Source organism: Sphingomonas changnyeongensis (genome assembly GCF_009913435.1).
Taxonomy (GTDB): Bacteria; Pseudomonadota; Alphaproteobacteria; order Sphingomonadales; family Sphingomonadaceae; genus Sphingomonas_B; species Sphingomonas_B changnyeongensis.
The window spans coordinates 442501-463831 of record NZ_CP047895.1 but is presented as its reverse complement, the minus strand read 5'-3'; the positions used below and the strand labels follow the sequence as shown (position 1 = coordinate 463831).

General features: G+C 68.8%; 25 protein-coding genes and 1 tRNA gene (1 of these 26 cut by a window edge). 9 read left to right on the top strand and 17 right to left on the bottom strand.

The genetic code is table 11. The features are described from left to right. Nucleotides 1-43: 43 nt before the first annotated feature. A tRNA-Gln gene (locus tag GVO57_RS02320) sits at nucleotides 44-117 on the top strand. A gap of 55 nt (nucleotides 118-172) precedes the next feature. Further along, nucleotides 173-310: a DUF2256 domain-containing protein gene (locus tag GVO57_RS02315; protein WP_160591504.1), complete on the top strand. Its 138-nt coding sequence runs from the start codon at nucleotides 173-175 to the stop codon at nucleotides 308-310. Nucleotides 311-515: 205 nt separating this feature from the next. Here GVO57_RS02315 and GVO57_RS02310 read toward each other — a convergent pair whose 3' ends face one another. Next, the gene (locus GVO57_RS02310) at nucleotides 516-1160 is read right to left on the bottom strand and encodes a murein L,D-transpeptidase catalytic domain family protein (RefSeq protein ID WP_160591502.1); all 645 of its coding nucleotides are present in this window, start codon (nucleotides 1158-1160) and stop codon (nucleotides 516-518) included. 140 nt (nucleotides 1161-1300) lie between these two features. Here GVO57_RS02310 and GVO57_RS02305 point away from each other — a divergent pair, with 140 nt between their 5' ends. Continuing rightward, nucleotides 1301-1981 (top strand): nitroreductase, encoded by a 681-nt coding sequence (locus GVO57_RS02305; protein WP_160591500.1) that lies wholly within the window; start codon nucleotides 1301-1303, stop codon nucleotides 1979-1981. A gap of 69 nt (nucleotides 1982-2050) precedes the next feature. Here GVO57_RS02305 and GVO57_RS02300 read toward each other — a convergent pair whose 3' ends face one another. The 3 genes from GVO57_RS02300 to GVO57_RS02290 all read right to left on the bottom strand — a co-directional run bounded on the left by GVO57_RS02300 (nucleotide 2051) and on the right by GVO57_RS02290 (nucleotide 4249). Further along, nucleotides 2051-2746, bottom strand: a complete 696-nt coding sequence (locus GVO57_RS02300) for a hypothetical protein (RefSeq protein ID WP_160591498.1) — start codon at nucleotides 2744-2746, stop codon at nucleotides 2051-2053. Beyond that, nucleotides 2746-3939, bottom strand: coding sequence for a toxic anion resistance protein (locus GVO57_RS02295; protein WP_160591496.1), 1194 nt, complete (start codon nucleotides 3937-3939; stop codon nucleotides 2746-2748). Before GVO57_RS02295 ends, GVO57_RS02300 begins: the two co-directional genes overlap by 1 nt. A gap of 118 nt (nucleotides 3940-4057) precedes the next feature. Beyond that, nucleotides 4058-4249 carry a hypothetical protein gene (locus GVO57_RS02290; protein WP_160591494.1) on the bottom strand — a complete coding sequence of 64 codons (192 nt, stop codon included), beginning with the start codon at nucleotides 4247-4249 and terminating at the stop codon, nucleotides 4058-4060. Between the two features lie 106 nt (nucleotides 4250-4355). On the opposite strand from GVO57_RS02290, the gene GVO57_RS02285 reads away from it, so the two are divergent. The 3 genes from GVO57_RS02285 to typA all read left to right on the top strand — a co-directional run bounded on the left by GVO57_RS02285 (nucleotide 4356) and on the right by typA (nucleotide 7935). Next, nucleotides 4356-5216 carry a DMT family transporter gene (locus GVO57_RS02285; RefSeq protein ID WP_160591492.1) on the top strand — a complete coding sequence of 287 codons (861 nt, stop codon included), beginning with the start codon at nucleotides 4356-4358 and terminating at the stop codon, nucleotides 5214-5216. A 9-nt stretch (nucleotides 5217-5225) separates the two neighbouring features. Next, nucleotides 5226-6029 (top strand): agmatinase family protein, encoded by an 804-nt coding sequence (locus GVO57_RS02280; RefSeq protein ID WP_160591490.1) that lies wholly within the window; start codon nucleotides 5226-5228, stop codon nucleotides 6027-6029. An 88-nt stretch (nucleotides 6030-6117) separates the two neighbouring features. Then, entirely contained in the window at nucleotides 6118-7935 is a 1818-nt protein-coding gene (typA, locus tag GVO57_RS02275; protein WP_160591488.1) for a translational GTPase TypA, read from the top strand. A gap of 201 nt (nucleotides 7936-8136) precedes the next feature. Here the strand turns inward: typA and GVO57_RS02270 are convergent, their stop codons facing one another. Beyond that, nucleotides 8137-9912, bottom strand: coding sequence for a DUF885 domain-containing protein (locus tag GVO57_RS02270; protein WP_407695718.1), 1776 nt, complete (start codon nucleotides 9910-9912; stop codon nucleotides 8137-8139). A 246-nt stretch (nucleotides 9913-10158) separates the two neighbouring features. Between GVO57_RS02270 and GVO57_RS02265 the strand changes: the two genes are divergently transcribed. Both GVO57_RS02265 and GVO57_RS02260 read left to right on the top strand, forming a co-directional pair. Then, a complete protein-coding gene (locus tag GVO57_RS02265; RefSeq protein WP_233281523.1) occupies nucleotides 10159-10455 on the top strand; it encodes a hypothetical protein in 297 nt (98 codons plus the stop codon). 56 nt (nucleotides 10456-10511) lie between these two features. Beyond that, complete coding sequence (locus tag GVO57_RS02260; RefSeq protein WP_160591484.1) at nucleotides 10512-11666, top strand: CaiB/BaiF CoA transferase family protein; 1155 nt, start codon at nucleotides 10512-10514, stop codon at nucleotides 11664-11666. A gap of 218 nt (nucleotides 11667-11884) precedes the next feature. Here the strand turns inward: GVO57_RS02260 and GVO57_RS02255 are convergent, their stop codons facing one another. The 11 genes from GVO57_RS02255 to rpmF form a co-directional block, all read right to left on the bottom strand. Continuing rightward, nucleotides 11885-12277: a Rieske (2Fe-2S) protein gene (locus GVO57_RS02255; protein ID WP_160591482.1), complete on the bottom strand. Its 393-nt coding sequence runs from the start codon at nucleotides 12275-12277 to the stop codon at nucleotides 11885-11887. Beyond that, entirely contained in the window at nucleotides 12274-13281 is a 1008-nt protein-coding gene (locus GVO57_RS02250; RefSeq protein WP_160591480.1) for a fumarylacetoacetate hydrolase family protein, read from the bottom strand. Before GVO57_RS02250 ends, GVO57_RS02255 begins: the two co-directional genes overlap by 4 nt. A 40-nt stretch (nucleotides 13282-13321) precedes the next feature. Then, complete coding sequence (hmgA, locus tag GVO57_RS02245; RefSeq protein WP_233281437.1) at nucleotides 13322-14623, bottom strand: homogentisate 1,2-dioxygenase; 1302 nt, start codon at nucleotides 14621-14623, stop codon at nucleotides 13322-13324. Nucleotides 14624-14667: 44 nt separating this feature from the next. Next, the gene (gene hppD, locus GVO57_RS02240; protein ID WP_160591478.1) at nucleotides 14668-15720 is read right to left on the bottom strand and encodes a 4-hydroxyphenylpyruvate dioxygenase; all 1053 of its coding nucleotides are present in this window, start codon (nucleotides 15718-15720) and stop codon (nucleotides 14668-14670) included. A gap of 51 nt (nucleotides 15721-15771) precedes the next feature. Beyond that, nucleotides 15772-16242: a MarR family winged helix-turn-helix transcriptional regulator gene (locus GVO57_RS02235; protein WP_160591476.1), complete on the bottom strand. Its 471-nt coding sequence runs from the start codon at nucleotides 16240-16242 to the stop codon at nucleotides 15772-15774. Beyond that, nucleotides 16232-17287 carry an AI-2E family transporter gene (locus GVO57_RS02230; RefSeq protein WP_160591473.1) on the bottom strand — a complete coding sequence of 352 codons (1056 nt, stop codon included), beginning with the start codon at nucleotides 17285-17287 and terminating at the stop codon, nucleotides 16232-16234. The genes GVO57_RS02235 and GVO57_RS02230 overlap by 11 nt, the downstream gene beginning before the upstream one ends. A gap of 126 nt (nucleotides 17288-17413) precedes the next feature. Next, complete coding sequence (locus tag GVO57_RS02225) at nucleotides 17414-17761, bottom strand: MerR family transcriptional regulator (protein WP_160591471.1); 348 nt, start codon at nucleotides 17759-17761, stop codon at nucleotides 17414-17416. Nucleotides 17762-17775: 14 nt separating this feature from the next. Continuing rightward, complete coding sequence (locus tag GVO57_RS02220) at nucleotides 17776-18111, bottom strand: integration host factor subunit alpha (RefSeq protein ID WP_327785534.1); 336 nt, start codon at nucleotides 18109-18111, stop codon at nucleotides 17776-17778. A gap of 70 nt (nucleotides 18112-18181) precedes the next feature. Then, a complete protein-coding gene (locus GVO57_RS02215; protein WP_160591469.1) occupies nucleotides 18182-19162 on the bottom strand; it encodes a beta-ketoacyl-ACP synthase III in 981 nt (326 codons plus the stop codon). Beyond that, complete coding sequence (gene plsX / locus GVO57_RS02210) at nucleotides 19159-20208, bottom strand: phosphate acyltransferase PlsX (protein ID WP_160591467.1); 1050 nt, start codon at nucleotides 20206-20208, stop codon at nucleotides 19159-19161. The genes GVO57_RS02215 and plsX overlap by 4 nt, the downstream gene beginning before the upstream one ends. Nucleotides 20209-20245: 37 nt before the next feature. Then, nucleotides 20246-20425, bottom strand: a complete 180-nt coding sequence (rpmF, locus tag GVO57_RS02205) for a 50S ribosomal protein L32 (protein WP_160591465.1) — start codon at nucleotides 20423-20425, stop codon at nucleotides 20246-20248. 206 nt (nucleotides 20426-20631) lie between these two features. Between rpmF and GVO57_RS02200 the strand changes: the two genes are divergently transcribed. Then, nucleotides 20632-21063, top strand: a complete 432-nt coding sequence (locus tag GVO57_RS02200) for an MAPEG family protein (protein WP_160591463.1) — start codon at nucleotides 20632-20634, stop codon at nucleotides 21061-21063. 72 nt (nucleotides 21064-21135) lie between these two features. Here the strand turns inward: GVO57_RS02200 and GVO57_RS02195 are convergent, their stop codons facing one another. Then, nucleotides 21136-21331, bottom strand: the 3' portion of a protein-coding gene (locus tag GVO57_RS02195; RefSeq protein WP_160591461.1) for an acyl-CoA thioesterase. It continues 185 nt past the right edge of the window; the window shows 196 of its 381 coding nt (coding positions 186-381); its start codon lies beyond the right edge, outside the window; it ends in the stop codon at nucleotides 21136-21138.

Here is a 21331-nt window from a genome sequence, read left to right as displayed (position 1 = left end):
GTTGACAGACCGGCGCGGCCCTCCTATTTCGCCGCCTCGCCATTGCCCCGTCGTCTAATGGTAAGACTACGGACTCTGACTCCGTCTATCGAGGTTCGAATCCTCGCGGGGCATCCAGGCATTCTGATCGGGCGCGCGTCGCCCCGACCGCCGGGGCAGGAGCCAGCCGGTCATGCATAAGAAACCCCATCTGCCCGAAAAAATGTGCCCGGTGTGCCAGCGCCCGTTCGCGTGGCGCAAGAAATGGGCGCGCGACTGGGATCAGGTCAAATATTGTTCGGAGCGCTGCCGGCGCACTGGGAGTGGTTAGCTGGGAAGAACGGCACCGGGCGCTTGTTGAGTGGGAAGAACGGCACCGGCCCTCACCCCCACCCGGCCTCCCATAGCATATCCTGTCGATGGGAGGCCGGGTGGGGTGAGGGCCGGTGCCGCCCGTGCGGCGTAAGCCGCACCGCAAACAACTCCGCCCCCCGCGCCGTGAGGCGCGCGACAAAAAACCGGAAGCCCCCGGCCGCTCAGCCGGAAAAACGCCCGGCGACGATCAGATGGCCGGGGCCGAGCCGCGCCATCACTTCCGCCAGATCGGCGCTGCTGAACGCGAGACACCCCTCGCTGCGGCCAAGCTTGCCATGCTGGGCGACCATGTCCGGCCCGACATACCAGGCCGAATGGATGACGATCGCCCGCGCCTCGGCCATGTCGTTGGTGGGGTCGAGCCCGGTCAGCCGGCGGGAGCGGCCATGCTGGCCCTGATATTCGGCACCGGTCAGATAGACGCCCTCAGATGTCGCGGCGGAGCCGGGGCGGTTGGAAAACACCTCCAGCCAGCCGCGATGCGCGGGGTCCGATCCCCGGCCATGGGCGACCAGATGGCTGGACGCGCGCCCGGCGGCGAAATCGATCAGGAAGAAGCGCGGCGTGCGCGACGGCAGCGCGAAATCGACGACGCCGATCCGGTTGCGGTCAGCAGCCAGATGGCCGTGCCGGGCGAGCGCCGCCCGCGCGGCGGCGAGCAGCGGATCGCTGCCCCCGCGCAGCACGCCGCTGCCGGGGGGAGCCAACGCTGAGGTGGCCAGCGCGGAGGTGGCAAGCGCAGGGGTGGCCAGCGTGCCGCCGCCGATCAGGGCAGCCTTGAGCAGGTCGCGGCGGGCAATCGTCATGCCCGCCTAGCTAGGAACGCGCCGCCCCCGGCGCAATGACCTGGGTCAATCTGCCCACCCCCGCCCCCGCCCCCGCTCTCCCTGGCGATTGCGCAGGCCGCTCCGCCGTTCTAGCCGGGGGAAAAAGGGAGGGACGCGGAATGGATTATGACGCAGTGGTGCTCGGCCGGCGCAGCATCCGGGGCTATCGCCCCGATCCGGTGCCGCGCGCGCTGATCGAGGAAATCCTGACGCTGGCGATGCGCGCGCCCTCGTCGATGAACAGCCAGCCCTGGAACTTCCACGTGATCGGCGGCGAGGTGCTCGACCGCATCCGCGCCGGCAACACCGAACGCATGCTGGCGGGCGTGCCCGAAAGCCGCGAGTTTCGCACCGGTCGGCCCTTTGCCGGCAAGCACCGCGACCGGCAGGTCGGCGTCGCCAAGCAATTGTTCGCCGCCATGGGCATTGCCCGCGAGGATCAGGCGCGGCGGCAGGACTGGGTGCTGCGCGGCTTTCGCCAGTTCGATGCGCCGGTGTGCATCATCATCACCTATGATCGCGACCTTGACGGCAGCGACGACACGCCGTTCGATTGCGGGGCGGTGGCGAACGGCATCGTCAACGCCGCCTGGTCGCGCGGGCTGGGCGCGGTCATCAACAGCCAGGGCATCATGCAGTCGCCTGTGGTGCGCGCCCATGCCGGCATCCCCGAGGATCAGGTGATCATGAAGAGCATCGCGCTCGGCTGGCCCGACCATGATTTTCCGGCCAACGCCGTGGTGTCGGAGCGCAAGTCGGTCGCCGAGGCGGCGGTGTTTGTCGGCTTTCCCGAGTCGTGAGCAGGGGACTGGCGGGGTTCCCGCCAGTCATTCTTTGCCGGTCAAGCGCCGCCGGTCACGCGCTGCCGGTCAGTCAGCGGTCGGGTCGCCGCGATATTTGAGTTCCAGATATTTTCCCTGGGTGGCGAGCTTGTCCAGATCGCCGCTCGCCAGCTGTTCGGTCATCCGGCCGATCTCGGTCTCGACAAGGCGCAGCCCCTCGACCAGCTGGGCGTCCGGTCCCTGGCGGCGCAGCGGGGCGGGGACGCGCTGATAGCCCTTGACCAGTTCGGGCAGCTCCTCGCCGATCAGGCGGCGGACCTCGGCGGCGGCAGGCTCGCGCTCGTCCAGCCCGGCAAGGCTGGGGGCCAGCCCTTCGAGGCGCACGCCGATCTGGTCGATCAGCCGGTGGGCGGGCGCGGGCAGCGCCGGGCGCTGCGCGTCCAGCCAGGCTTCGGTGCGCTGGGGCAGCGCGGCGAGCGCGACCTGGGGCAGTTCCTCGGCCCGGGCGGCGGGTTCGGCGGAAAACAGGATCACCCCGACCCAGGCGAGGATCAGGCCGAGCGCGACCGCCATCACCCCGCCAAAGCCGAGCGGTGCGATCAGGCTGCCCCAGGCGATCGCGCCGATCAGGATCGCGAGCGTCGCCAGGAACATGCGCCGCGCCATCGCCACGAAGCGCTGCTTGCGCCGTTCCCAGCGCCGGCGCGCGCGCGCGCGGCCTTCGGGCGAGGTGCGGGCAAGCAGCGCCTGGGCGGCGGACAGGATCTCGTCGCTGCCCGCCATCAGCCCTCCAGCGCCTGGAACGGCGAGGCCTGGGCCTGTTCGGCCCCCTCGGCGCGGGCGATATAGCCGCGCGACTTCTCGACCTCGTTCGACAGCGCATTGACCGTCGTCTTCATCGAATCGAGCGCCTTCAGCTTGAAGGTGTCGATCGAATCCATCGTGTCATAGATGTTCTGGAACGCGCGGCTGAGCACTTCGAGCGGGATGGTCGACGATGCCGCCTGTTCATGGATCTGCGCGGTCTGCGTCTTCAGGAGCTTGCCCGTCGAATCGATGATGTTGGCGGTCGTCGTGTTGAGCGCGGTGATCTGTTCAAGGACCAGCTTCTGGTTGGTCAGCGCCTGCGCGACCGTGACCGCCGTGCGCAGCGCCGACACCGTCGTCGTCGATGCGCGGTCGACGCCCTTGATCAGCTCGACATTGTTCTTCTTGACCAGATCGAGCGCCAGATAGCCCTGCACGGTCACCGCCATCTGGGTCAGCAGGTCCTGCGTGCGCTGGCGGACATAGAACAGCGCGGTCTCGCGGATCGCCTTGGCCTTGGTCGGATCGGTCGCGTCCAGCTCGGCGGCCTTGTCCTCCAGCTTCTGGTCGAGCGTCTTCGACATGTGGATCATCTGCTCGAGCCGGCCCATCGCCGCCCACAGCTTCTGCCGCTCGACCGCGATGGCGGCATTGTCCATCAGCAGCTCGTCCTTGCCCTTGGCCAGCCGGGCGAGGATCGCGGCGATATGGCTCTGCGCCGAGGTGTAGCTGTCGAAATAGTCGCGCAGCTTGTTGCCGAACGGGATGATGCCGAACAGCTTCTTCTTCGTGAACAGATCGCCGCGCGTTGACGGATCGAGATCCTCGATCGTGCGCCGCAGCTGGGCCAGATCCGCGCCCACGCCCGATTCCTGGTCCATCGCGCGCACCGGCCGGTCGAGGAAGCGGTTGCTCTCCCCGGCGGCGGCGCGGATTTCCTTCTGGCCGAGCGCGGTGATCGAATCGACGCGCTTGCCGAATTCGGGCGAATTGACGTCCTGCGCGATCAGCTCGGCAACGAACTGGTCGACCCGGGCATCAAGCTCGGTCTTCTGCTTGTCCTCGATCGGCACCAGCCCGGCGGCCTTTTCCGGCGCGACGACGGGCACCGGGTCCGGCGGGGTCAGGACAAGGCCCGTATCCTCGATCGTGGTGGTGCTCGTTGCCATAACCTGTCGTCTCCCGCCCTTGAGGCCGGGAAAGATTAGGCCCTGCCGGTCGCCGTTCAAGCGACTTTCGCCGAACGCCGTCGTGCGTTGATCGGTGCCGGGGCTGTCCCGGCCCGGTTCAGGGGGTGGCGAGAGCGGTGAGCATCCAGCCCGCAATCAGCCCGGCGAGCGCGGCCGAAAAGCCGAACAGCGCCCAGCCGGTCATCACCGCGACCGCGCCGGAGGGGCGCGCCGCCCGCCGGTCGCGGCCGAGACGCGACAGGACGATGCTGGCGACAAGACCGTAAGTGAAGGCGGCGAATTCGACCATCGGAGTCCCCCAGGCAATCGGTCTGCCCGTGGCTCCGCTCTGGCCCCCGGCGGCTTTCCGGTGCATCTCCGCGCGCATCCGGGCTGTTGCGTAAGGGAGGGCGGGGATGAAGGCGGAGGTGCTGGCGGTCGTGCTCGGCCTCGTCTCCGCGGTCACCCTCGCACTCGTCAACACGGCGGTGAAGATCGCCGGCGACATTCTGGTCGCCCGGTCGGTGCTGTCGGTGACGGCGGCACTGGTCACGCTGCCGGGGCTGCTGCTGGTCGGCGCGCCCGATCCCGGCACCGTCGCCGCTCTGGTCTGGGCGATCCCGGCGCATCTTTTCTATCAGTTCTGCCTCGTGCGCGCGATGACGCACGGCGATCTGTCGCTGGTGTTTCCGGTGATGCGCGGCCTTGCCCCGCTGTTGACCGCGATCAGCGCCTGGGGGCTGCTCGGCGAACGGCTGAACCCGGCGGGCTGGGCGGCGCTGCTGGTCGCGACCGCCGCGATCATCGTCTTTGCGCTGCCGCCGCGCGGGGTTTCGCTGCGCCGTCACCCGGATGCGCGGGCGCTGCTCTGGGCCGGGGGGACGGCCATCGGCGTCGCGCTCTACAGCGCCACCGACGCACGCGGCGTCCGCGCCGGGTCCGATCCGCTCGATTACATCGTCTGGCTGTTCCTGCTCGACTGGGTGGGCATCACGCTGGTGGCGCTGACGCTCAGGCGGCGCGCCTATCTGGCGGCGGCGGTCATGCAGTGGCGGACGGCGGTGACCGCCGGGCTGTTGTCGGTCGCCTCGTTCGGGGCCGCGCTCTTTGCGATGACGCTGGTTGAGGTGGCGAAAGTCTCGGCGCTGCGCGAAACGGCGGTGGTGTTTGCCGCGCTGATGGGGGCGCTGTTGCTGAAGGAAGGCTTTGGCGGGCGGCGCATCGCGGCAGCGGCGGTGCTCGCAGCAGCCCTTATCGCGCTGCAATTCGCGGGCTAAGGATCAGCCATGCGCCCCGTCCGCCTGATCGGCCTGCCGACCGACATCAACTCCAGCTTCCTGCGCGGCGCGGCTGCTGCGCCGCCGCTGATCCGCGCCGCGCTCCTGTCCGACATGGGCAATCCGGCTGCCGAATGCGGGCTGGAACTGGGCCGCGACATCCCGTTTGAGGATCTGGGCGACCTGCCGCTGACCGAGGATTGCGCGGCCGATGACGCGCGGATCGTGGCGGCGGTGCGCGACGCCTGTGCAGGCGGCGGCGTGCCGATCTGCCTGGGCGGCGACCATGCCGTCACCTATCCGGTGCTGCGCGGGATCGCCGCCGTGCACGGGCTGGTCGCGATCCTGCATATCGACGCGCATTCGGACTGTTATGACGAACTGGGCGGCAATCGCCGCTCGCACGCCTCGCCGTTCGCGCGGATCATGGAGGACGGGCTGGCGACCCGGCTGGTCCAGGTCGGCATCCGCACGCTCAATGCCCATCAGGCGGCGCAGGTCGCGCGGTTCGGGATCGAGGTGGTGCCGATGCGCGATTTCACGCCCGCCGGCGTGCCGGTGCCCGCCGGGCCGCTTTACCTGTCGGTCGATCTGGACGGGCTGGACCCCGCCTTTGCCCCCGGGGTCGCGCATCATGAACCGGGCGGCCTGTCGACGCGCCAGCTGCTCGACCTCATCGCCCGCATCCCCGGACCGCTGGTCGGCGCGGACATTGTCGAGCTCAATCCGGCGCGCGACCTCAATGGCATGACCGCGACGGTTGCGGCCAAGCTGGTCAAGGAAATCGCCGCGCTGGCGCAGCGGACGGGCTGAAGCCGGGGTGCGCTGCGCGGCCGGGCTTTGCGCGCCGCAGCATTTGCGCTAAGGGCGCGGCCAATCTCCGCTCGAACCAGGATTTCCCATGAGCCTCCGCAACGTGGCCATCATCGCGCATGTCGATCATGGCAAGACCACGCTCGTCGACCAGTTGTTCCGCCAGTCGGGGACGTTCCGCGACAATCAGCGCGTCGAGGAACGCGCGATGGATTCGAACGATCTGGAAAAGGAACGCGGGATCACCATCCTGGCCAAGTGCACCTCGGTGGACTGGAAGGGCACGCGCATCAACATCGTCGACACGCCCGGCCACGCCGATTTCGGCGGCGAGGTGGAGCGCATCCTGTCGATGGTCGACGGCGTCATCCTGCTCGTCGATTCGTCCGAAGGCGCGATGCCGCAGACCAAGTTCGTGACCGGCAAGGCGCTGGCGCTCGGCCTCCGGCCGATCGTGGTCGTCAACAAGATCGACCGGCCGGATTCGCGCGTCGAGGAGGTGCTGAACGAGGTGTTCGACCTGTTCGTGACGCTTGAGGCGACCGACGAACAGCTTGATTTCCCGGTGCTCTATGCCTCGGGCCGCAACGGCTATGCGTCCGAGGATGCCGAGGCGCGCGAAGGCACGCTCGCCCCGCTGTTCGACAAGATCATCGATCATGTGCCTGAGCCGCAGGTCGATGCCGAGGCGCCGTTCAGCTTCCTCGTCACGCTGCTCGACCGCGATAACTTCCTTGGCCGCATCCTGACCGGCCGGGTCGAAACCGGCACCGTGCGGCTCAACCAGCCGATCCATGCGCTCGATTCCGACGGGCAGGTGATCGAAACCGGCCGTGCGACCAAGATCATGGCGTTTCGCGGGCTGGAGCGCGTGCCGGTCGAGGAGGCGCGCGCCGGGGACATCATCAGCCTGGCCGGGCTGACGGTCGCGACCGTCGCCAACACCATCGCCGACACCTCGGTCAGCGTGCCGCTCAAGGCGCAGCCGATCGATCCGCCGACGCTGTCGATGCGCTTTGCCGTCAACGACTCGCCGATGGCGGGCCGTGAGGGCAGCAAGGTCACCAGCCGCATGATCCGCGACCGGCTGATGCGCGAGGCCGAATCGAACGTCGCCATCCGCGTGACCGAGAGCGAGGACAAGGACAGTTTCGAAGTCGCCGGGCGCGGCGAACTCCAGCTCGGCGTGCTGATCGAGACGATGCGCCGCGAAGGCTTTGAACTGGGGATCAGCCGCCCGCGCGTGCTGTTCCGCGACGGGCCGGGTGGGCGCGAAGAGCCTTATGAAACCGTCGTCATCGACGTGGACGAGGAATATTCGGGCACGGTCGTCGACAAGATGAACCAGCGCAAGGCCGAGATGACCGACATGCGCCCCTCGGGCGGCGGCAAGACGCGCATCACCTTCTCCGCGCCGTCGCGCGGCCTGATCGGCTATCATGGCGAGTTCCTGTCCGACACGCGCGGCACCGGGATCATGAACCGCATCTTCGAACGCTATGGCCCGCACAAGGGCGCGATCGAGGGCCGCAAGAACGGCGTGCTGATCTCCAACGGATCGGGCGAGGCCAATGCCTATGCGCTCAACGCGCTCGAGGACCGCGGCGTGCTGATGGTCGGCCCGGGCGAGCCGCTTTATGAAGGCATGATCATCGGCGAAAACGCCAAGCCGGATGACCTTGAAGTCAACCCGATGAAGGCGAAGCAGCTGACCAACTTCCGTGCGTCGGGCGGCAAGGACGACGCCATCCGGCTGACCCCGCCCCGGCGGCTGACGCTCGAACAGGCGATCGCCTATATCGACGATGACGAGATGGTCGAGGTGACGCCCAAGAGCATCCGGCTGCGCAAGCGCCATCTCGACCCGCATGAGCGCAAGCGCGCGTCGCGCGCCAAGGCGGCCTGATCGGGGAACGCCCGCGCGTTTTTTAATTGGTCGCGGCACCGGCCCGCTCCCCCACCCGGCCACCCATATGATACTGCCGTTGGGTGGCCGGGTGGGGGAGCGGGCCGGTGCCGCCCCCGCGCCGCGAGGCGCGCAACAAAAACCCCGGTGCCGCCCCTGCGACGCACGCCGCACCGCAGACAACGGCCCCCTGTTTCCGCCTTACCCCCGCAGCTTTTCGGCCGCGATCCAGGCGTCGATCTGCGTCTCCAGCAGGTCGAGCGGCACCGGCCCTTCGACCAGCACGGCATCGTGGAACCGCTTGACGTCGAAGCGCGGGCCGAGCGCGGCTTCGGCGCGGGCGCGTAGTTCCCGGATGCGGATCTCGCCCATCTTGTAGCCGAGCGCCTGGCCCGGCCAGCTGATATAGCGGTTGACCTCGGCATCGATATTGGCGTCGGTTAGCGCGCTGTTGTCCTTCATGAACGCGACGGCCTGCGCCTTGGTCCAGCCTTTGGCATGGATGCCGGTGTCGACGACCAGCCGGCACGCCCGCCACATTTCATAGGACAGGCGCCCCATCTGCTTTTCGGGCGTGTCATACAGCCCCATCTCGATGCCCAGCCGCTCGGTATAGAGCGCCCAGCCCTCGACAAAGGCGGTGAAGCCGGCCTGGTGGCGGCGAAACTCGGGCAGCTCCAGTTCCTGTTGCAGCGCGACCTGGAAGTGATGGCCCGGCACCGACTCATGCGCGGTCAGCGCTGGCAGTTCCCAGAGCGGCCGCTGCGCCAGCTTGGATGTGTTGACGAAATAGGTGCCGGAAATCCCCGCCGCCGGGGATCCCGGATTGTAATAGGCGGTGGTCGTCCCCTCGGCGATTTCGGCCGGGATCGGCTTGATGCCATAGCTGAGGCGCGGCAGCCGGCCGAAATAGCGCGGCAGCAGCCCGTCGATGCGCTTGGCCTCGACCGCGGCGGCGGCGAGCAGCGCCTCGGGCGTCGTCGCATAATGGCGCGGATTGGTGCGCAGATCGGCGATGAACGCCTCGCGGCTGGCAAAGCCGGCGGCGCGGGCGACGGTTTCCATCTCCGCGCGGATGCGCGCGACCTCGGCCAGGCCGATCCGGTGGATCTCATCGGGGGTCTTGTCGGTCGTCGTCGATTGCCGGGCGCGGAACGCATACCAGTCCGCCCCGCCGGGCATCGCCGACGCGCCCACGGTCGCGCGGCAGCGCGGCAGATAGTCGCGGACGAAATAATCGTGGAAGCGGCGATATTCCGGCTCGACCACGGTGGTGATCAGCCGCTTCGCCTCGTCCTGCATCTTCGCCCATTCGGCCTCCGACAGGTCGCGCGGCCGGGCGCGGGTGAAGGGCTGGTAGAAGCGCGACTGGTCGGGCGAGGGGGCGATGACCCCGATGATCGTCTTTTCATAGCCGCGCAGCGCGTCGCAGGGCTGAACGAACCCCTGCGCGACCGCCGCCCGGGTGACCGCCAGCGCATCGCTGTTCAGCTTCGGATATTGGCCGAGCCGCGTCAGATAGCTGCGGTAATCGGCGGCGGCGGCAAAGGGCAGATTGTCGGCCATGCCGGCAAAGCCCTGATGCCAGCCATAATAGCTGGTGAACAGCATCTGCCGCTGGCCGTAGCGATTGCCCTCGACCTGTTCGGCGAGCAGCCGGGCCAGGATGCGCTTGTTCACCCGCTCGGCCGGCGACAGGCCGGTGTCGGGAATGGCCGCCAGCTGCGCGCCGAAACGCTGCGCGGTCGCCGCATCGGCATCGGCGGCGGCCAGGCTGACGTCCGACAGCCGGTCGTCATGATCGCGCACGCCAAGCGCGGTCGCCTGTTCGGGGTTGCGGGACAGATACCAGGCCCAGTGCGCGTCGATCACCGCCTTCAGCCGGGCAGAGGGCGTGGCCCCGTCCTGCGTCTGTGCGGATGCCGTCACGGGGGCCAGAGCTGGCGCGGCGAGAATCAGGGCGGCGGCAGCGCGCAGGGCGCGGCGGGCGGGCGGCGGTGACGGACGGCGCATGGTCAGGCTATTCTCCCCTTGTCCCGGCGCGGGGCCGGGCGCACAGGTCTAGAGCATTTTCCAGCCGCGCCCAATCATCCGGCGATCCGGAAAATGCGGGAAAACAGCAGCCTGGAGTGGCCGATCCGATATAATGGGATCGCAAACCGCTCCGGGCACCGGCCAGCCCGGAGCAAGGGGCTGGGCGCAGCGGGCGAGGAGAGCGGAGTGATGCGGGTTCACGAACGGGCGCGGATGCTGGTCATTCTGATGCTGCCCGCGATGCTGGGCGGGTGTCTCGCCCGGGCGGCGATCGATGCGGCGACCCTGCCGGTCAAGGCGGTGAGCAAGACCGTCGATGTGCTGACCACCAGCCAGGACGAGGCCGACCGCAATCGCGGCCGGGCGATTCGCAAGGAGGAGGAGCAGATCGCCAAGGAGCGCCGCCGTGCCGAGCGCGAACGCGCCCGTGAGGAGGCGGAAGAGGCGGCGGAGGAGGCCCGGCGCGCCCCGCCGCGCGACGATTGACGTTTCCGTAAGCTTCCTCTTGACGAAAACGTCAACTTTGGCCGAGCCTTGCGGCCATGAACGGAGAGGATAACCAGCCGCAAAGCGGCGATCGCCCCGGCACCCCCGAACGGGCCGCCGGTTCCCCACAGCAGAATGCCGGACGCTCCGGCCCGCTCAGCGGCGTCCGCATCGTCGAGTTCGAGGGCATCGGGCCGGTGCCGCTCGCCGCGATGATCCTTGCCGACATGGGCGCGGACATCGTCCAGCTTGGCCGGCCGGGCAGCCAGGATCCGGGCGCGCCGGTGCTCGATCGCGGGCGGACGATCGTGGGCGTCGACCTGAAATCCGATGCCGGGCGGGGCGCGGCGCTTGATCTGCTCGCCCGCGCCGATGCGCTGCTCGAGGGGTTTCGTCCGGGCGTGATGGAGCGGCTGGGCCTGGGTCCGGAGGCGGTGCACGCGGTCAATCCGCGCCTCGTCTATGGCCGCATGACCGGCTGGGGGCAGCATGGGCCGATGGCCCCGCGCGCTGGCCATGATCTCAATTATATCTCGCTCACCGGGGCGCTGCACGCGATCGGCCGCGCCGGCGAGGTGCCGCCGCCGCCCCTCAACCTGATCGGCGATTATGGCGGCGGGGCGATGTTCCTGGTCGCGGGCGTGCTCGCCGGGCTGGTGCGCGCGCGCACCACGGGGGCCGGGGACGTCGTCGATGCGGCGATGACCGACGGGACGATCAACCTGCTGGCGATGTTCCACGCCTTTCTGGCGAGCGGCCGCTGGCAGGATCGCCGCCAGGCCAATCTGCTCGACGGGGCGACGCCGTTTTACCGCTGCTATGAATGTGCCGATGGCCGCTATGTCGCGGTCGGCTGTCTGGAGCCGCAATTCTATGCCGCCCTGCTCGCCGGGCTGGCGCTTGATCCCGCCGCCTGGCCGCAGTTCGACCTCAAGAGCTGGCCGGCGATGACCGAGACCTTCGCCGCCTGTTTCAAGGCCAGGGACCGCGACCATTGGGCGGCGCATTTCGCCGATACCGACGCCTGTGTGACGCCGGTGCTGAGCTTTGCCGAAGCCCCCGACCATCCGCACAACCGCGCCCGGCAAAGCTATGTCGAGCTGGGTGGCGTCACCCAGCCGGCCCCCGCGCCGCGCTTCCGCGACGCGCCATCGGCTGCGCGCCCGGCCGAACGGATCGCATTGGAGGAGGCGCTTGCCCGCTGGGGGTGAGGGGGTGTTTGCGGTGGTCGCGGTGCCGGGCGTTGTTTGTTCGGAAGAACGGCACCGGGAGTTTGTTGATTGGGAAGAACGGCACCGGCCCGCTCCCCACCCGGCCTCCCATAGCGTATCCTGCCGTTGGGAGGCCGGGTGGGGGAGCGGGCCGGTGCCGCCCCCGCGCCGCAAGGCGCGCAGCAAACAACTCGCCGCGTACCACGCCCCCGCCCCGCTCAGGCGGTGCGGATGATCCCGTCCGCCACCGTGACCAGCCAGGGCGTCAGGCCCTGGCCCGCGCACGGCCCGGCGACGCACGCGCCGTCATCGGGGCGGAACAGCGCCCCGTGCCAGCTGCACGCGACCAGGTCGCCCGCCGGGGTCAGATACTGATCGAGCTGCTGGGCGAGCGGCAGCCCCATATGCGGGCAGCGGTCGACAAAGCCGCTCACCGCCCCGCCGCGGCGGACCAGAAAACCGTGAAAGCGCCGCGCGCCGATTTCGATGACGATCGCGCGCGCGCCCGGATCGGCCAGATCACCCAGCGCGGCGACCGCGATGCCGGGCGGCGTCGCGGTCAGCCGCTCCGGTCGGGCGGGCTGGTCGCCGGGCGGCGTCCCGTCCGTCACACCGCCACCACGGTCTGTTCGATCGCGCCGAAGATGCTGTGGTGGCGCGCGTCATGGCAGTCGATGCGCACGACATCGCCGGCCTTGAGGAACGGGGTGCGCGGCGCGCCGGAGGCGATCGTCTCGATCATGCGGATCTCGGCGATGCAGCTATAGCCCAGCCCGCCTTCGGCGACCGGCCGTCCCGGCCCGCCCGCCGCGTCGCGGTTGGACACGGTGCCCGACCCGATGATCGTGCCGGCCGACAGCGCGCGGGTGCGCGCGGCATGGGCGATCAGCGTGCCGAAATCGAATGTCATGTCGACACCGGCATCGGCGCGGCCAAAGGGCGCGCCATTGAGGTCGACGAGCAGCGGCCGGTGCAGCCGGCCATCAGCCCAGGCATCGCCCAGCGCATCGGGCGTCACCAGCACCGGCGACAGCGCCGATGCCGGCTTGGACTGGAAGAAGCCGAACCCCTTGGCCAGTTCGCCGGGAATAAGGTTGCGCAGCGACACGTCATTGACCAGCCCGACCAGCCGGATCGCGGCGAGCGCGGTCGCCCGGTCCGCGCCCATCGGCACATCGCCGGTCACGACGCAGATCTCGCCTTCCATGTCGCAGCCCCAGGCCTCGTCGGCCAGCGGGATCGGGTCGCGCGGGGCAAGGAAGCCGTCCGATCCACCCTGATACATCAGCGGGTCGGTCCAGAAGCTCTCCGGCATTTCGGCGCCGCGCGCCTTCCGCACCAGTTCGACATGGTTCACATAGGCCGAGCCGTCCGCCCATTGATAGGCGCGGGGCAGGGGCGCCGCGGCGTCGCGTTCGTGAAACCGCTCGCGCGGGATCGCCTCATGGGCCAGATCCTGCGCCAGCAGCATGAGGCGCGGCGCGACCTCGTCCCACTGGTCGAGCGCGGCCTGCATGGTCGGCGCGATCTGGTCGGCCGGCGCATACCAGGCGAGATCGTCCGACACGACGACGAGGCGGCCGTCGCGACCCCCTTTGAGCGATGCAAGCTTCATTGTTTCTGGTTCCTAGCCCTGAATGTGTCCGGCGTGCCGGTCAGCCGAGTCGTGCCTTGGGAAAGCCCGTCCAGCAGCCGTCATAGTCGGTCTGGAGCAGGGCCGAGTCCATCGCCCAGCGCGTCGGCCGGATGACGCCCCGGCTTTCGAACATGAAGGCAAGGGTGTTGTCGATCCGCGCCGGCGCAAGCTCGGCATGGGTCGCCTTGTCCCATGACGCGGCATCGGGGCCGTGCGCCGACATGCAGTTGTGCAGGCTCGCCCCGCCGGGCGCGAAGCCGCCTTCCTTGGCGTCATAGCTGCCGGTGACCAGCCCCATGAACTCGCTCATCACATTGCGGTGGAACCAGGGCGGGCGGAACGTGTCCTCGGCCACCATCCAGCGCGGCGGGAAGATGACGAAATCGCAATTGGCGGTGCCGGCGGTGTCGCTGGGCGCGGTCAGCACGGTGAAGATCGACGGATCGGGATGGTCGAAACTGACCGTGTTGATCGTGTTGAACCGCGCCAGATCGTAGCGATAGGGCGCAAGATTGCCGTGCCATGCGACAACGTCGAGCGGGCTGTGATCGAGCCGCGCCGACCAGAGCCCGCCCATGAATTTCTGGATCACCTCGGTGGGCTGGTCGACATCCTCGAACCAGGCCGGCGGCGTCTCGAAGTCGCGCGGATTGGCAAGCCCGTTGGCGCCGATCGGGCCGAGATCGGGCAGGCGGAACAGCGCGCCGTAATTCTCGCAGACATAGCCGCGCGCCGTGCCGTCGGGCAGCGCGGCGCGGAACCGCACGCCGCGCGGCACCACGCCGATCATGCCCGGAGCCAGATCGAGCACGCCCATTTCGGTCATGAGCGTCAGCCGCCCGGCCTGCGGCACGATCAGCAGCTCGCCGTCCGCCGAATAGAATACCCGGCCCGTCATCGGCGCATTGGCGGCATAGAGATGGATGCCGATCCCCGTGCCCGCCGCCGGATCGCCATTGCCGGCATAGCTGACCAGCCCGTCGACGAAATCGGTCGGCACCTCGGGCAGGGGCAGCGGGTCCCAGCGCAGCCGGTTGGGGCTGGGCGGCACCTCGTCGAACGGCCCGGTGCGCAGCAGCCTTGCCCCCGGATAGGGGGTAAAGGCCGGGTGCATCGCGCTCGGCCGCAGCCGGTAGAGCCAGCTGCGCCGGTTTTCGCTGCGCGGCGCGGTGAATGCCGTGCCCGACAGCTGTTCGGCATAAAGGCCGAAGGCCGGGCGCTGCGGCGAATTGCGGCCGACCGGCAGCGCGCCGGCGACCGCTTCGGTCGAGACATGATTGCCAAAGCCCGGAATCATGCCGGATGCGGGATGCTCGCCCATGATCGCCTGTCCTTGCCGGAATGGAGGGGAAGGGGCCGGGCGGCTCAGTTCGCCGCCTCGACCTTGATCACGCCGCGCCGGATCTGGTCCAGCTCGATCGATTCGAACAGCGCCTGGAAATTGCCGTTGCCGAAGCCCTCATTGCCCTTGCGCTGGATGATCTCGAAAAAGATCGGGCCGAACATGTTCTCGGTGAAGATCTGCAGCAAAATGCCTTCGTCGCCGCCGCCGTCGATCAGGATGCGGTTGCGGCGCAGCCGCTCCAGATCCTCGCCATGATCGGGGACGCGCTTGTCGACCAGCTCGTAATAGGTCTCGATCGTGTCCTGCAGCCGCACGCCGCGCGCGCGCAGCTTTTCGACGGTTTCGTAGATGTTGGCGGTAGTGAGCGCGAGATGCTGGATGCCCTCGCCATTATACTGGCGGATGAACTCCTCGATCTGGCTGTGCTCGTCCTGGCTTTCGTTGAGCGGGATGCGGATCTGCTGGTCGGGCGCGATCATCGCCTGGCTGAACAGCCCGGTCGCCTGGCCCTTGATGTCGAAATATTTCTGCTCTTCGAACCCGAACACCTGGGCGTAGAAGCTGGACCAGGTCCGCATTTCGCCGCGGCGGACATTGTGGGTCAGATGGTCGAGCAGGTCGAGCCCGACCGCGTTCTGCGCTTCGGCCTCGGCCGCGCCGGGGATCGCGTCCCAGCTGTCATAGGGGGCCGAATCGACCAGATAGAGCAGCGAACCGCCAATGCCCTGGAGCACGAACGCGCCCTCGCCCAGCGCGCTGGTCGCGGCGTCGGCCGCGCGCGCACCGCGCGCGATCGCATCGGCATAGGCCTTTGCGGCATCGGCGACGCGGAACGCCATGCCATTGGCCGACGGGCCGTGCGCGGCGCGGAAATCGGCGGCCTGGCCGGTCGCCTCGCGGTTGATCAGCAGGTTGATCCGCCCCTGTTTGAACCGGGTGATGTCGCGGGTCGGATGGCGGTGCGCGGCGACGAAGCCGAACCGTTCGAGCAGTGCCGCCATCGCATCGGGATCGGGCCCGGTGAACTCGACAAACTCAAAGCCGTTAAGGCCCAGCGGATTTTCTGCCGACATGACTCGCCTTCTCCAGAAGCGGGAAAGCAAAATCGTAACATCTGTTACCAGTCAGCGCAATGCCTCGGCCGCCTGTTTGAGCCGGGCGAGCGCCGCGCGCAGCGCCGCGATCTCGCCTGCGCCAAAGCCCGTCATCAGCTCCGCCTCAAGCGCCAGCGCCCGCGGCGCGATCTCGCCGTAAAGCGTCCGCCCGGCGGGGCTGAGCGTGAGCATCCGGCTGCGCCGGTCGCGCCCGTCCGGCGCCCGTTCCACCAGCCCACGCCCGGCCAGCGCCTGGGCGGCGCGGCTGACCGTCATCTTGTCCATCTCGGTGCGCTGGACGATCTGCTGCTGGGTCAGGCCGTCGGTTTCCGCGAGCACGGCGATCAGCCGCCATTCGGGCACTTTCAGCCCGAACAGGCTTTCATAGCTGCGCGCGATCGCGCCCGAGACGGCGTTGGATGCGATCGACAGCTGATAGGGCAGGAACGCATCGAGCCGCAGCAGCGGTTCGCCGTCCGCCGCCCGGCCCTCAGGCGGCATCCGGACGCCCGCGCTCGCGGACATGGATTTCCCAGACCGACAGGAACAGCGCCGCCGCTGCCGGGCCGAGGATGAAGCCGTTGAAGCCGAACAGCTGCAGCCCGCCCAGCGTCGACAGGAACACCAGATAATCGGGCATCCGCGCCTCGCGCCCCACCAGCACCGGGCGCAGCAGATTGTCGACCATCCCGATCACGAACAGCCCGCAGAACACGACGAACGCGCCCTGCCACATCGCCCCGGTCGCCAGCAGATAGATGGCGACCGGCACCCAGACGATGCCGGTGCCGACCGCGGGTAGCAGCGACATGAAGCCCATCGCCACGCCCCACAGCAGCGAGGGTTCGACGCCCACGAACCAGAACACCGCGCCCCCCATCGTCCCCTGCACGATGGCGACGATCAGGCTGCCCTTGATGGTCGCGCGCACGACCGACAGGAAGCGGGCGAACACCTCGCGCCCCTGATCGAGCCGCAGTGGCATGGCGGTTTCGACCATCGCCATGATCCGCCGCCCGTCGGACAGCATGAAGAAGCACAGATAGAGCATGACGCCGAGGCTGACGACATAGCCAAAGGCGCTGGTGCCGAAATCGAGCACCCGCGTCGCGATCGCCTGGGCGCTGCTGGCAAAGTTCGATGCCAGCCACTGTTGAGCGGCGCGCGCATTGGTGAGCGAATCGATGTCCACCGCGCGGCGCACCCAGGAGGGCTGGGCGGCGTAGAAGCGCTGGAACGCCCCGATCGGATCGAAGCCGCCGCTGCGCACCTCCTCAACCAGCGCGATCAGCTCGTTGGTGATCGCAAAGCCGAGCAGCGCTGCCGGCACGATCACCGTCGCGACGATCGCGAGCAGCGTGATCCCCGCAGCCGCGCCCGCCCGCCCGCCCAGCGCGCGGGTCAGCGCGTCCTGCAGCGGCTGAAACATCATCGTGGCGACCAGTGCCCAGAGAATCGCCCCTGAAAATGGCAGGACGATTGCAAGAAACAGCAGCGAGGCGATGATCAGCAGCCCGAAAAAACCTTTTTCCTCAAGGGCTGGCATAGCATCCTCTCCATCTGCCGGCGGCAATGCCTGTTACCGCGGCTATCGGCTGCCGGCCATAGCGCGCCCCTGGTGCGGCGCGAAGCCCGGCTGCGCGCCGGGCCCGACCGCAGCCTCGCCCCATGGTCAGGCCGCGCTGTCGGCGAGCGCGTCGACCAGCAGCTGGCGGATGCGCTTCAGCTCGGCCAGCGGCAATGCGATCGGAGGCGCAGGGGGCGGCGACGCGGCGGGCTTTGCGTCCCCTTCGGCGAGCAGTTTCTGCACGCCCTTGATCGTATAGCCTTCCTCGTTCAGCAGCCGGTGGATCCGGCGGGCGAGGGCGACATCGGCGGGCCGGTAATAGCGGCGATTGCCCGCCCGCTGCAGCGGGCGCAGCTGCGGGAAGCGCGTTTCCCAATAGCGCAGGATATGCTGGGGCAGGCCGAGTTCCTCGGCCAGCTCCCCGATCGTGCGGAAGGCGTCGTCGGACTTCATTGCGCGCGCGCGGATCAGCCCGCGCGGACGATCCGGTCGCGCAGCATCTGGCTGGCGCGGAAGGTCAGCACGCGGCGGGGCGCGATCGGCACCTCGACCCCGGTCTTGGGATTGCGGCCGATCCGCTCGCCCTTGTCGCGCAGTACGAAGCTGCCGAAGCCCGAGATCTTGACGTTCTGGCCGTTCGCCAGCGCCTCGCACATATGGCCGAGAATGCCCTCGACGATGTTGGCGGATTCGGCGCGGGACAGGCCGATCTCGCGGTGCAGCGATTCGGCCAGATCGGCGCGGGTCAGCGTGCCGGCCTGGACCCCGTTGCTACGTTGGTCGTTGCGTTCCATGTCCGCCATCGACTCCCCCCTTATCTAAGCCGGTCATAGTAACGGGCGGAATCGTAACGTCAAACCGGGGTGGCGCGCGTCAGAAACGCAGCACCGCAGCGCCCCAGGTAAAGCCGCCGCCCATCGCCTCCAGCACCACCAGATCGCCGCGCTTGATCCGCCCGTCGCGCACGGCCGTGTCGAGCGCCAGCGGCACCGAGGCGGCCGAGGTGTTGGCATGCTGGTCGACCGTCACCACCACCTTGCCGGGCGCAAGGCCGAGCTTCTTGGCGGTCGCATCGAGGATGCGGGCATTGGCCTGGTGCGGCACCACCCAGTCGACATCGGCCGGGGTCAGGCCGGCGGCGCCGAGCGCTTCGTCCATCACCGTGGCAAGGTTGACCACTGCATGGCGGAACACCTCACGGCCCTTCATCCGGACCTTGCCGACCGTGCCGGTGGTGGACGGGCCGCCATCGACATAGAGCAGGTCATTGTGCCGGCCATCGGCGTGGAGCCGGGTGGCGAGAATGCCGCGCGGCGCGGCGTCGTCCTCGTCTTGCCCTGTCGTCGCGCCGAGCACGATCGCCCCTGCGCCGTCGCCGAACAGCACGCAGGTCGTGCGGTCTTCCCAGTCGAGAATGCGGCTGAAGGTTTCGGCCCCGATCACCAGCGCATGGCGGGCAGAGCCGGCGCGGATCATCGCATCGGCAACCGACACGGCATAAAGAAAGCCGGAACAGACGGCGGCAACGTCGAAGGCGACGCAGTCATTGATGCCGAGCGCCGCCTGCACGCGCGTGGCGCTGGCCGGAAAGGTCTGGTCGGGGGTCGCCGTCGCCAGCACGATCAGGTCGATCTGATCAGCCGCGATCCCCGCCGCATCCAGCGCTGCGCGTGCCGCGTCGGTGGCGAGCGTCGATGTCGTCTCGCCCTCACCGGCGATATGGCGGAACCGGATGCCGGTGCGCTCGACGATCCATTCGTCCGACGTGTCGACGCGCGCGGCAAGATCGGCATTGGCGACACGCTGGCGCGGCAGCGCCGAGCCGGTGCCGAGAATCGCGGCCCTGACCGTCATTTCGCCGCCACCGCCGTGCGCGGACCGGCACGGAAATGCGCGAGATCATCGGCGATGCGGCGCGCAATGTCGGCGCGGACAAGCTTGGCGGCAACGCCGATGGCATTGGCCACGCCCCCGGCATCAGCCCCGCCATGGCTTTTCACGACGACACCGTTGAGGCCGAGGAACACCGCGCCATTGTGATTGTTGGGATCCAGATGGGTCTTGAGCATGTGAAACGCCGGGCGCGACAGCACGAAGCCCGCCTTGGAGCGCAGCGAGGAGGTGAAGGCGCGGCGCAGCAGATCGGTAATGAAGCGGGCCGTGCCCTCGACCGATTTGAGCGCGATGTTGCCGGTGAACCCGTCGGAGACGATCACATCGGCCTCGCCCCGGCCCAGCCGGTCGGCCTCGATAAAGCCGTCGAAGCGCAGCGGCAGATCGGTCGCGCCGCGCAGCAGGGCGGCGGCGTCGCGCACCTCGTCGGTGCCCTTCAGCTCTTCGACGCCGATGTTGAGCAGGCGCACGCGCGGCGCGGCCAACCCCATCACGGCGCGGGCATAGGCGGCACCCATCACCGCGAACTCGACCAGATTGTTGGCATCGCACTCGGTATTCGCGCCGAGGTCGAGCATCACCAGATCATTGTCGCCAAGCGTGGGCAGCAGCGCGGCAAGCGCCGGGCGGTCGATGCCCGACATCGTCCTGAGCGCGAGCTTGGCCATCGCCATCAGCGCGCCGGTGTTTCCGCCCGAGACGGCGGCATCGGCGGCACCGCCTTTGACCGCGTCGATCGCGAGGCCCATCGAGCTGGTGCGGGCGCGGCGGATGGCCTGGCTGGGCTTGTCGCTGCCCGCGATGACATCGGCGGCCGCGCGGATTTCCGTCGCGGCGGCGAGCGCGGGGCGCGCGGAAAGAGCCGCGGCCAGCGCGGCTTCATCCCCAACGAGCAGGAAGCGGAGGGCGGGGTCCTCGCCGAGCGCGCGGGCCGCCCCCTCGATCATGACCGGGAGCCCGTCATCGCCGCCCATCGCGTCGATTGCGATCCGCGGCGCGACGGTCACAGGCTAAACCCCTCCCCCGGACGGCAAATGGGCGCGATCAGGCGTCGACCGTGATGATCTGGCGACCATTATAATGGCCGCACGCGCCGCACACATTGTGCGGCAGCTTCAGTTCGCCGCAGTTCGGGCATTCCTGGAACGCAGTCGCACGCAGCGCATCATGGCTGCGGCGCATGTTGCGCTTGGAAGGCGAGGTTTTTCTCTTCGGCACTGCCATGACGGCACCTGTTCCAATCCAATGTGACCAAGATGCGACCCGGGTCCCGACAATGCCGGATACGGCACGGGGGCCGCCATCCAGAGCGGCCGGACTGGTCGCAAGCGAGGGTGGGCCTATAGCGATTTCGCGCGCCGTTGCAAGCGCTGCCGGGCCGTGCGAGCGTCACCGGGCAATAAGAGTGCCGTTTGCAAAGGGGTATGGGAATGATTTTGCCGATCACGCTGACCATGGCGGGGGCCGCCGCGCTGATCGCGGTGTGGCTGAGCGCGCGGGTGATCGCCAAGCGCGTGGCCGGCAAGGTGTCGATCGGCGATGGCGGCGATCCTGCCCTGCTCGCGCGCATGCGCGCGCACGCAAACTATACGGAGACCACGCCCTTCGTGCTGATCCTGATCGGGGTGGTCGAACTCGCCACCGGCACCCAGCTCTGGCTGTGGGCGGTGGGCGGCGTGTTTCTGCTGGCGCGCATCGCCCATGCGCTCGGGATGGATCGCCCGGCCCCCAACCCGTTTCGGATGATCGGCATGCTCGTCACGCTGACGGTGATGATCGGACTGGGCGGCTATGCGGCGGCGATTCCCTATCTCGCGCCGGCGGCGCTCGATTCGGGTGCCCAGGTGATCGATGTTGGGTGATCAGGCTGGGCCGGATCGCCCGGCCGCTTGAGCCAATGCTGCCCGCGCGCGACCGGCGAATCGCCTCCGGCCTCAGTCCGGCCAGGCGATCGGGCGCGGCCGCTGGTCTGCGTCCAGCGCGACAAAGGTGAACAGGCCCTCGGTTACCTTCACCTGTTCAGCCCCGCGCGCGCGGTCGGCAATCACCTCGATGCGGATGCCCATCGACGTGCGCCCGCGCCGTTCGACATGGGCATAGACCGAGATGATGTCCTGAAGCAGCACCGGG

Excerpts from the sequence above, each read along its gene's own strand:
- GVO57_RS02315 (WP_160591504.1), top strand. The coding sequence starts at position 173 with ATGCATAAGAAACCCCATCTGCCCGAAAAAATGTGCCCGGTGTGCCAG.
- GVO57_RS02310 (WP_160591502.1), bottom strand. The coding sequence starts at position 1,160 with ATGACGATTGCCCGCCGCGACCTGCTCAAGGCTGCCCTGATCGGCGGC.
- GVO57_RS02305 (WP_160591500.1), top strand. The coding sequence starts at position 1,301 with ATGGATTATGACGCAGTGGTGCTCGGCCGGCGCAGCATCCGGGGCTAT.
- GVO57_RS02300 (WP_160591498.1), bottom strand. The coding sequence starts at position 2,746 with ATGGCGGGCAGCGACGAGATCCTGTCCGCCGCCCAGGCGCTGCTTGCC.
- GVO57_RS02295 (WP_160591496.1), bottom strand. The coding sequence starts at position 3,939 with ATGGCAACGAGCACCACCACGATCGAGGATACGGGCCTTGTCCTGACC.
- GVO57_RS02290 (WP_160591494.1), bottom strand. The coding sequence starts at position 4,249 with ATGGTCGAATTCGCCGCCTTCACTTACGGTCTTGTCGCCAGCATCGTC.
- GVO57_RS02285 (WP_160591492.1), top strand. The coding sequence starts at position 4,356 with ATGAAGGCGGAGGTGCTGGCGGTCGTGCTCGGCCTCGTCTCCGCGGTC.
- GVO57_RS02280 (WP_160591490.1), top strand. The coding sequence starts at position 5,226 with ATGCGCCCCGTCCGCCTGATCGGCCTGCCGACCGACATCAACTCCAGC.
- typA (WP_160591488.1), top strand. The coding sequence starts at position 6,118 with ATGAGCCTCCGCAACGTGGCCATCATCGCGCATGTCGATCATGGCAAG.
- GVO57_RS02265 (WP_233281523.1), top strand. The coding sequence starts at position 10,159 with ATGCGGGTTCACGAACGGGCGCGGATGCTGGTCATTCTGATGCTGCCC.
- GVO57_RS02260 (WP_160591484.1), top strand. The coding sequence starts at position 10,512 with ATGAACGGAGAGGATAACCAGCCGCAAAGCGGCGATCGCCCCGGCACC.
- GVO57_RS02250 (WP_160591480.1), bottom strand. The coding sequence starts at position 13,281 with ATGAAGCTTGCATCGCTCAAAGGGGGTCGCGACGGCCGCCTCGTCGTC.
- hmgA (WP_233281437.1), bottom strand. The coding sequence starts at position 14,623 with ATGGGCGAGCATCCCGCATCCGGCATGATTCCGGGCTTTGGCAATCAT.
- hppD (WP_160591478.1), bottom strand. The coding sequence starts at position 15,720 with ATGTCGGCAGAAAATCCGCTGGGCCTTAACGGCTTTGAGTTTGTCGAG.
- GVO57_RS02235 (WP_160591476.1), bottom strand. The coding sequence starts at position 16,242 with ATGCCGCCTGAGGGCCGGGCGGCGGACGGCGAACCGCTGCTGCGGCTC.
- GVO57_RS02230 (WP_160591473.1), bottom strand. The coding sequence starts at position 17,287 with ATGCCAGCCCTTGAGGAAAAAGGTTTTTTCGGGCTGCTGATCATCGCC.
- GVO57_RS02225 (WP_160591471.1), bottom strand. The coding sequence starts at position 17,761 with ATGAAGTCCGACGACGCCTTCCGCACGATCGGGGAGCTGGCCGAGGAA.
- GVO57_RS02220 (WP_327785534.1), bottom strand. The coding sequence starts at position 18,111 with ATGGCGGACATGGAACGCAACGACCAACGTAGCAACGGGGTCCAGGCC.
- GVO57_RS02215 (WP_160591469.1), bottom strand. The coding sequence starts at position 19,162 with ATGACGGTCAGGGCCGCGATTCTCGGCACCGGCTCGGCGCTGCCGCGC.
- rpmF (WP_160591465.1), bottom strand. The coding sequence starts at position 20,425 with ATGGCAGTGCCGAAGAGAAAAACCTCGCCTTCCAAGCGCAACATGCGC.
- GVO57_RS02200 (WP_160591463.1), top strand. The coding sequence starts at position 20,632 with ATGATTTTGCCGATCACGCTGACCATGGCGGGGGCCGCCGCGCTGATC.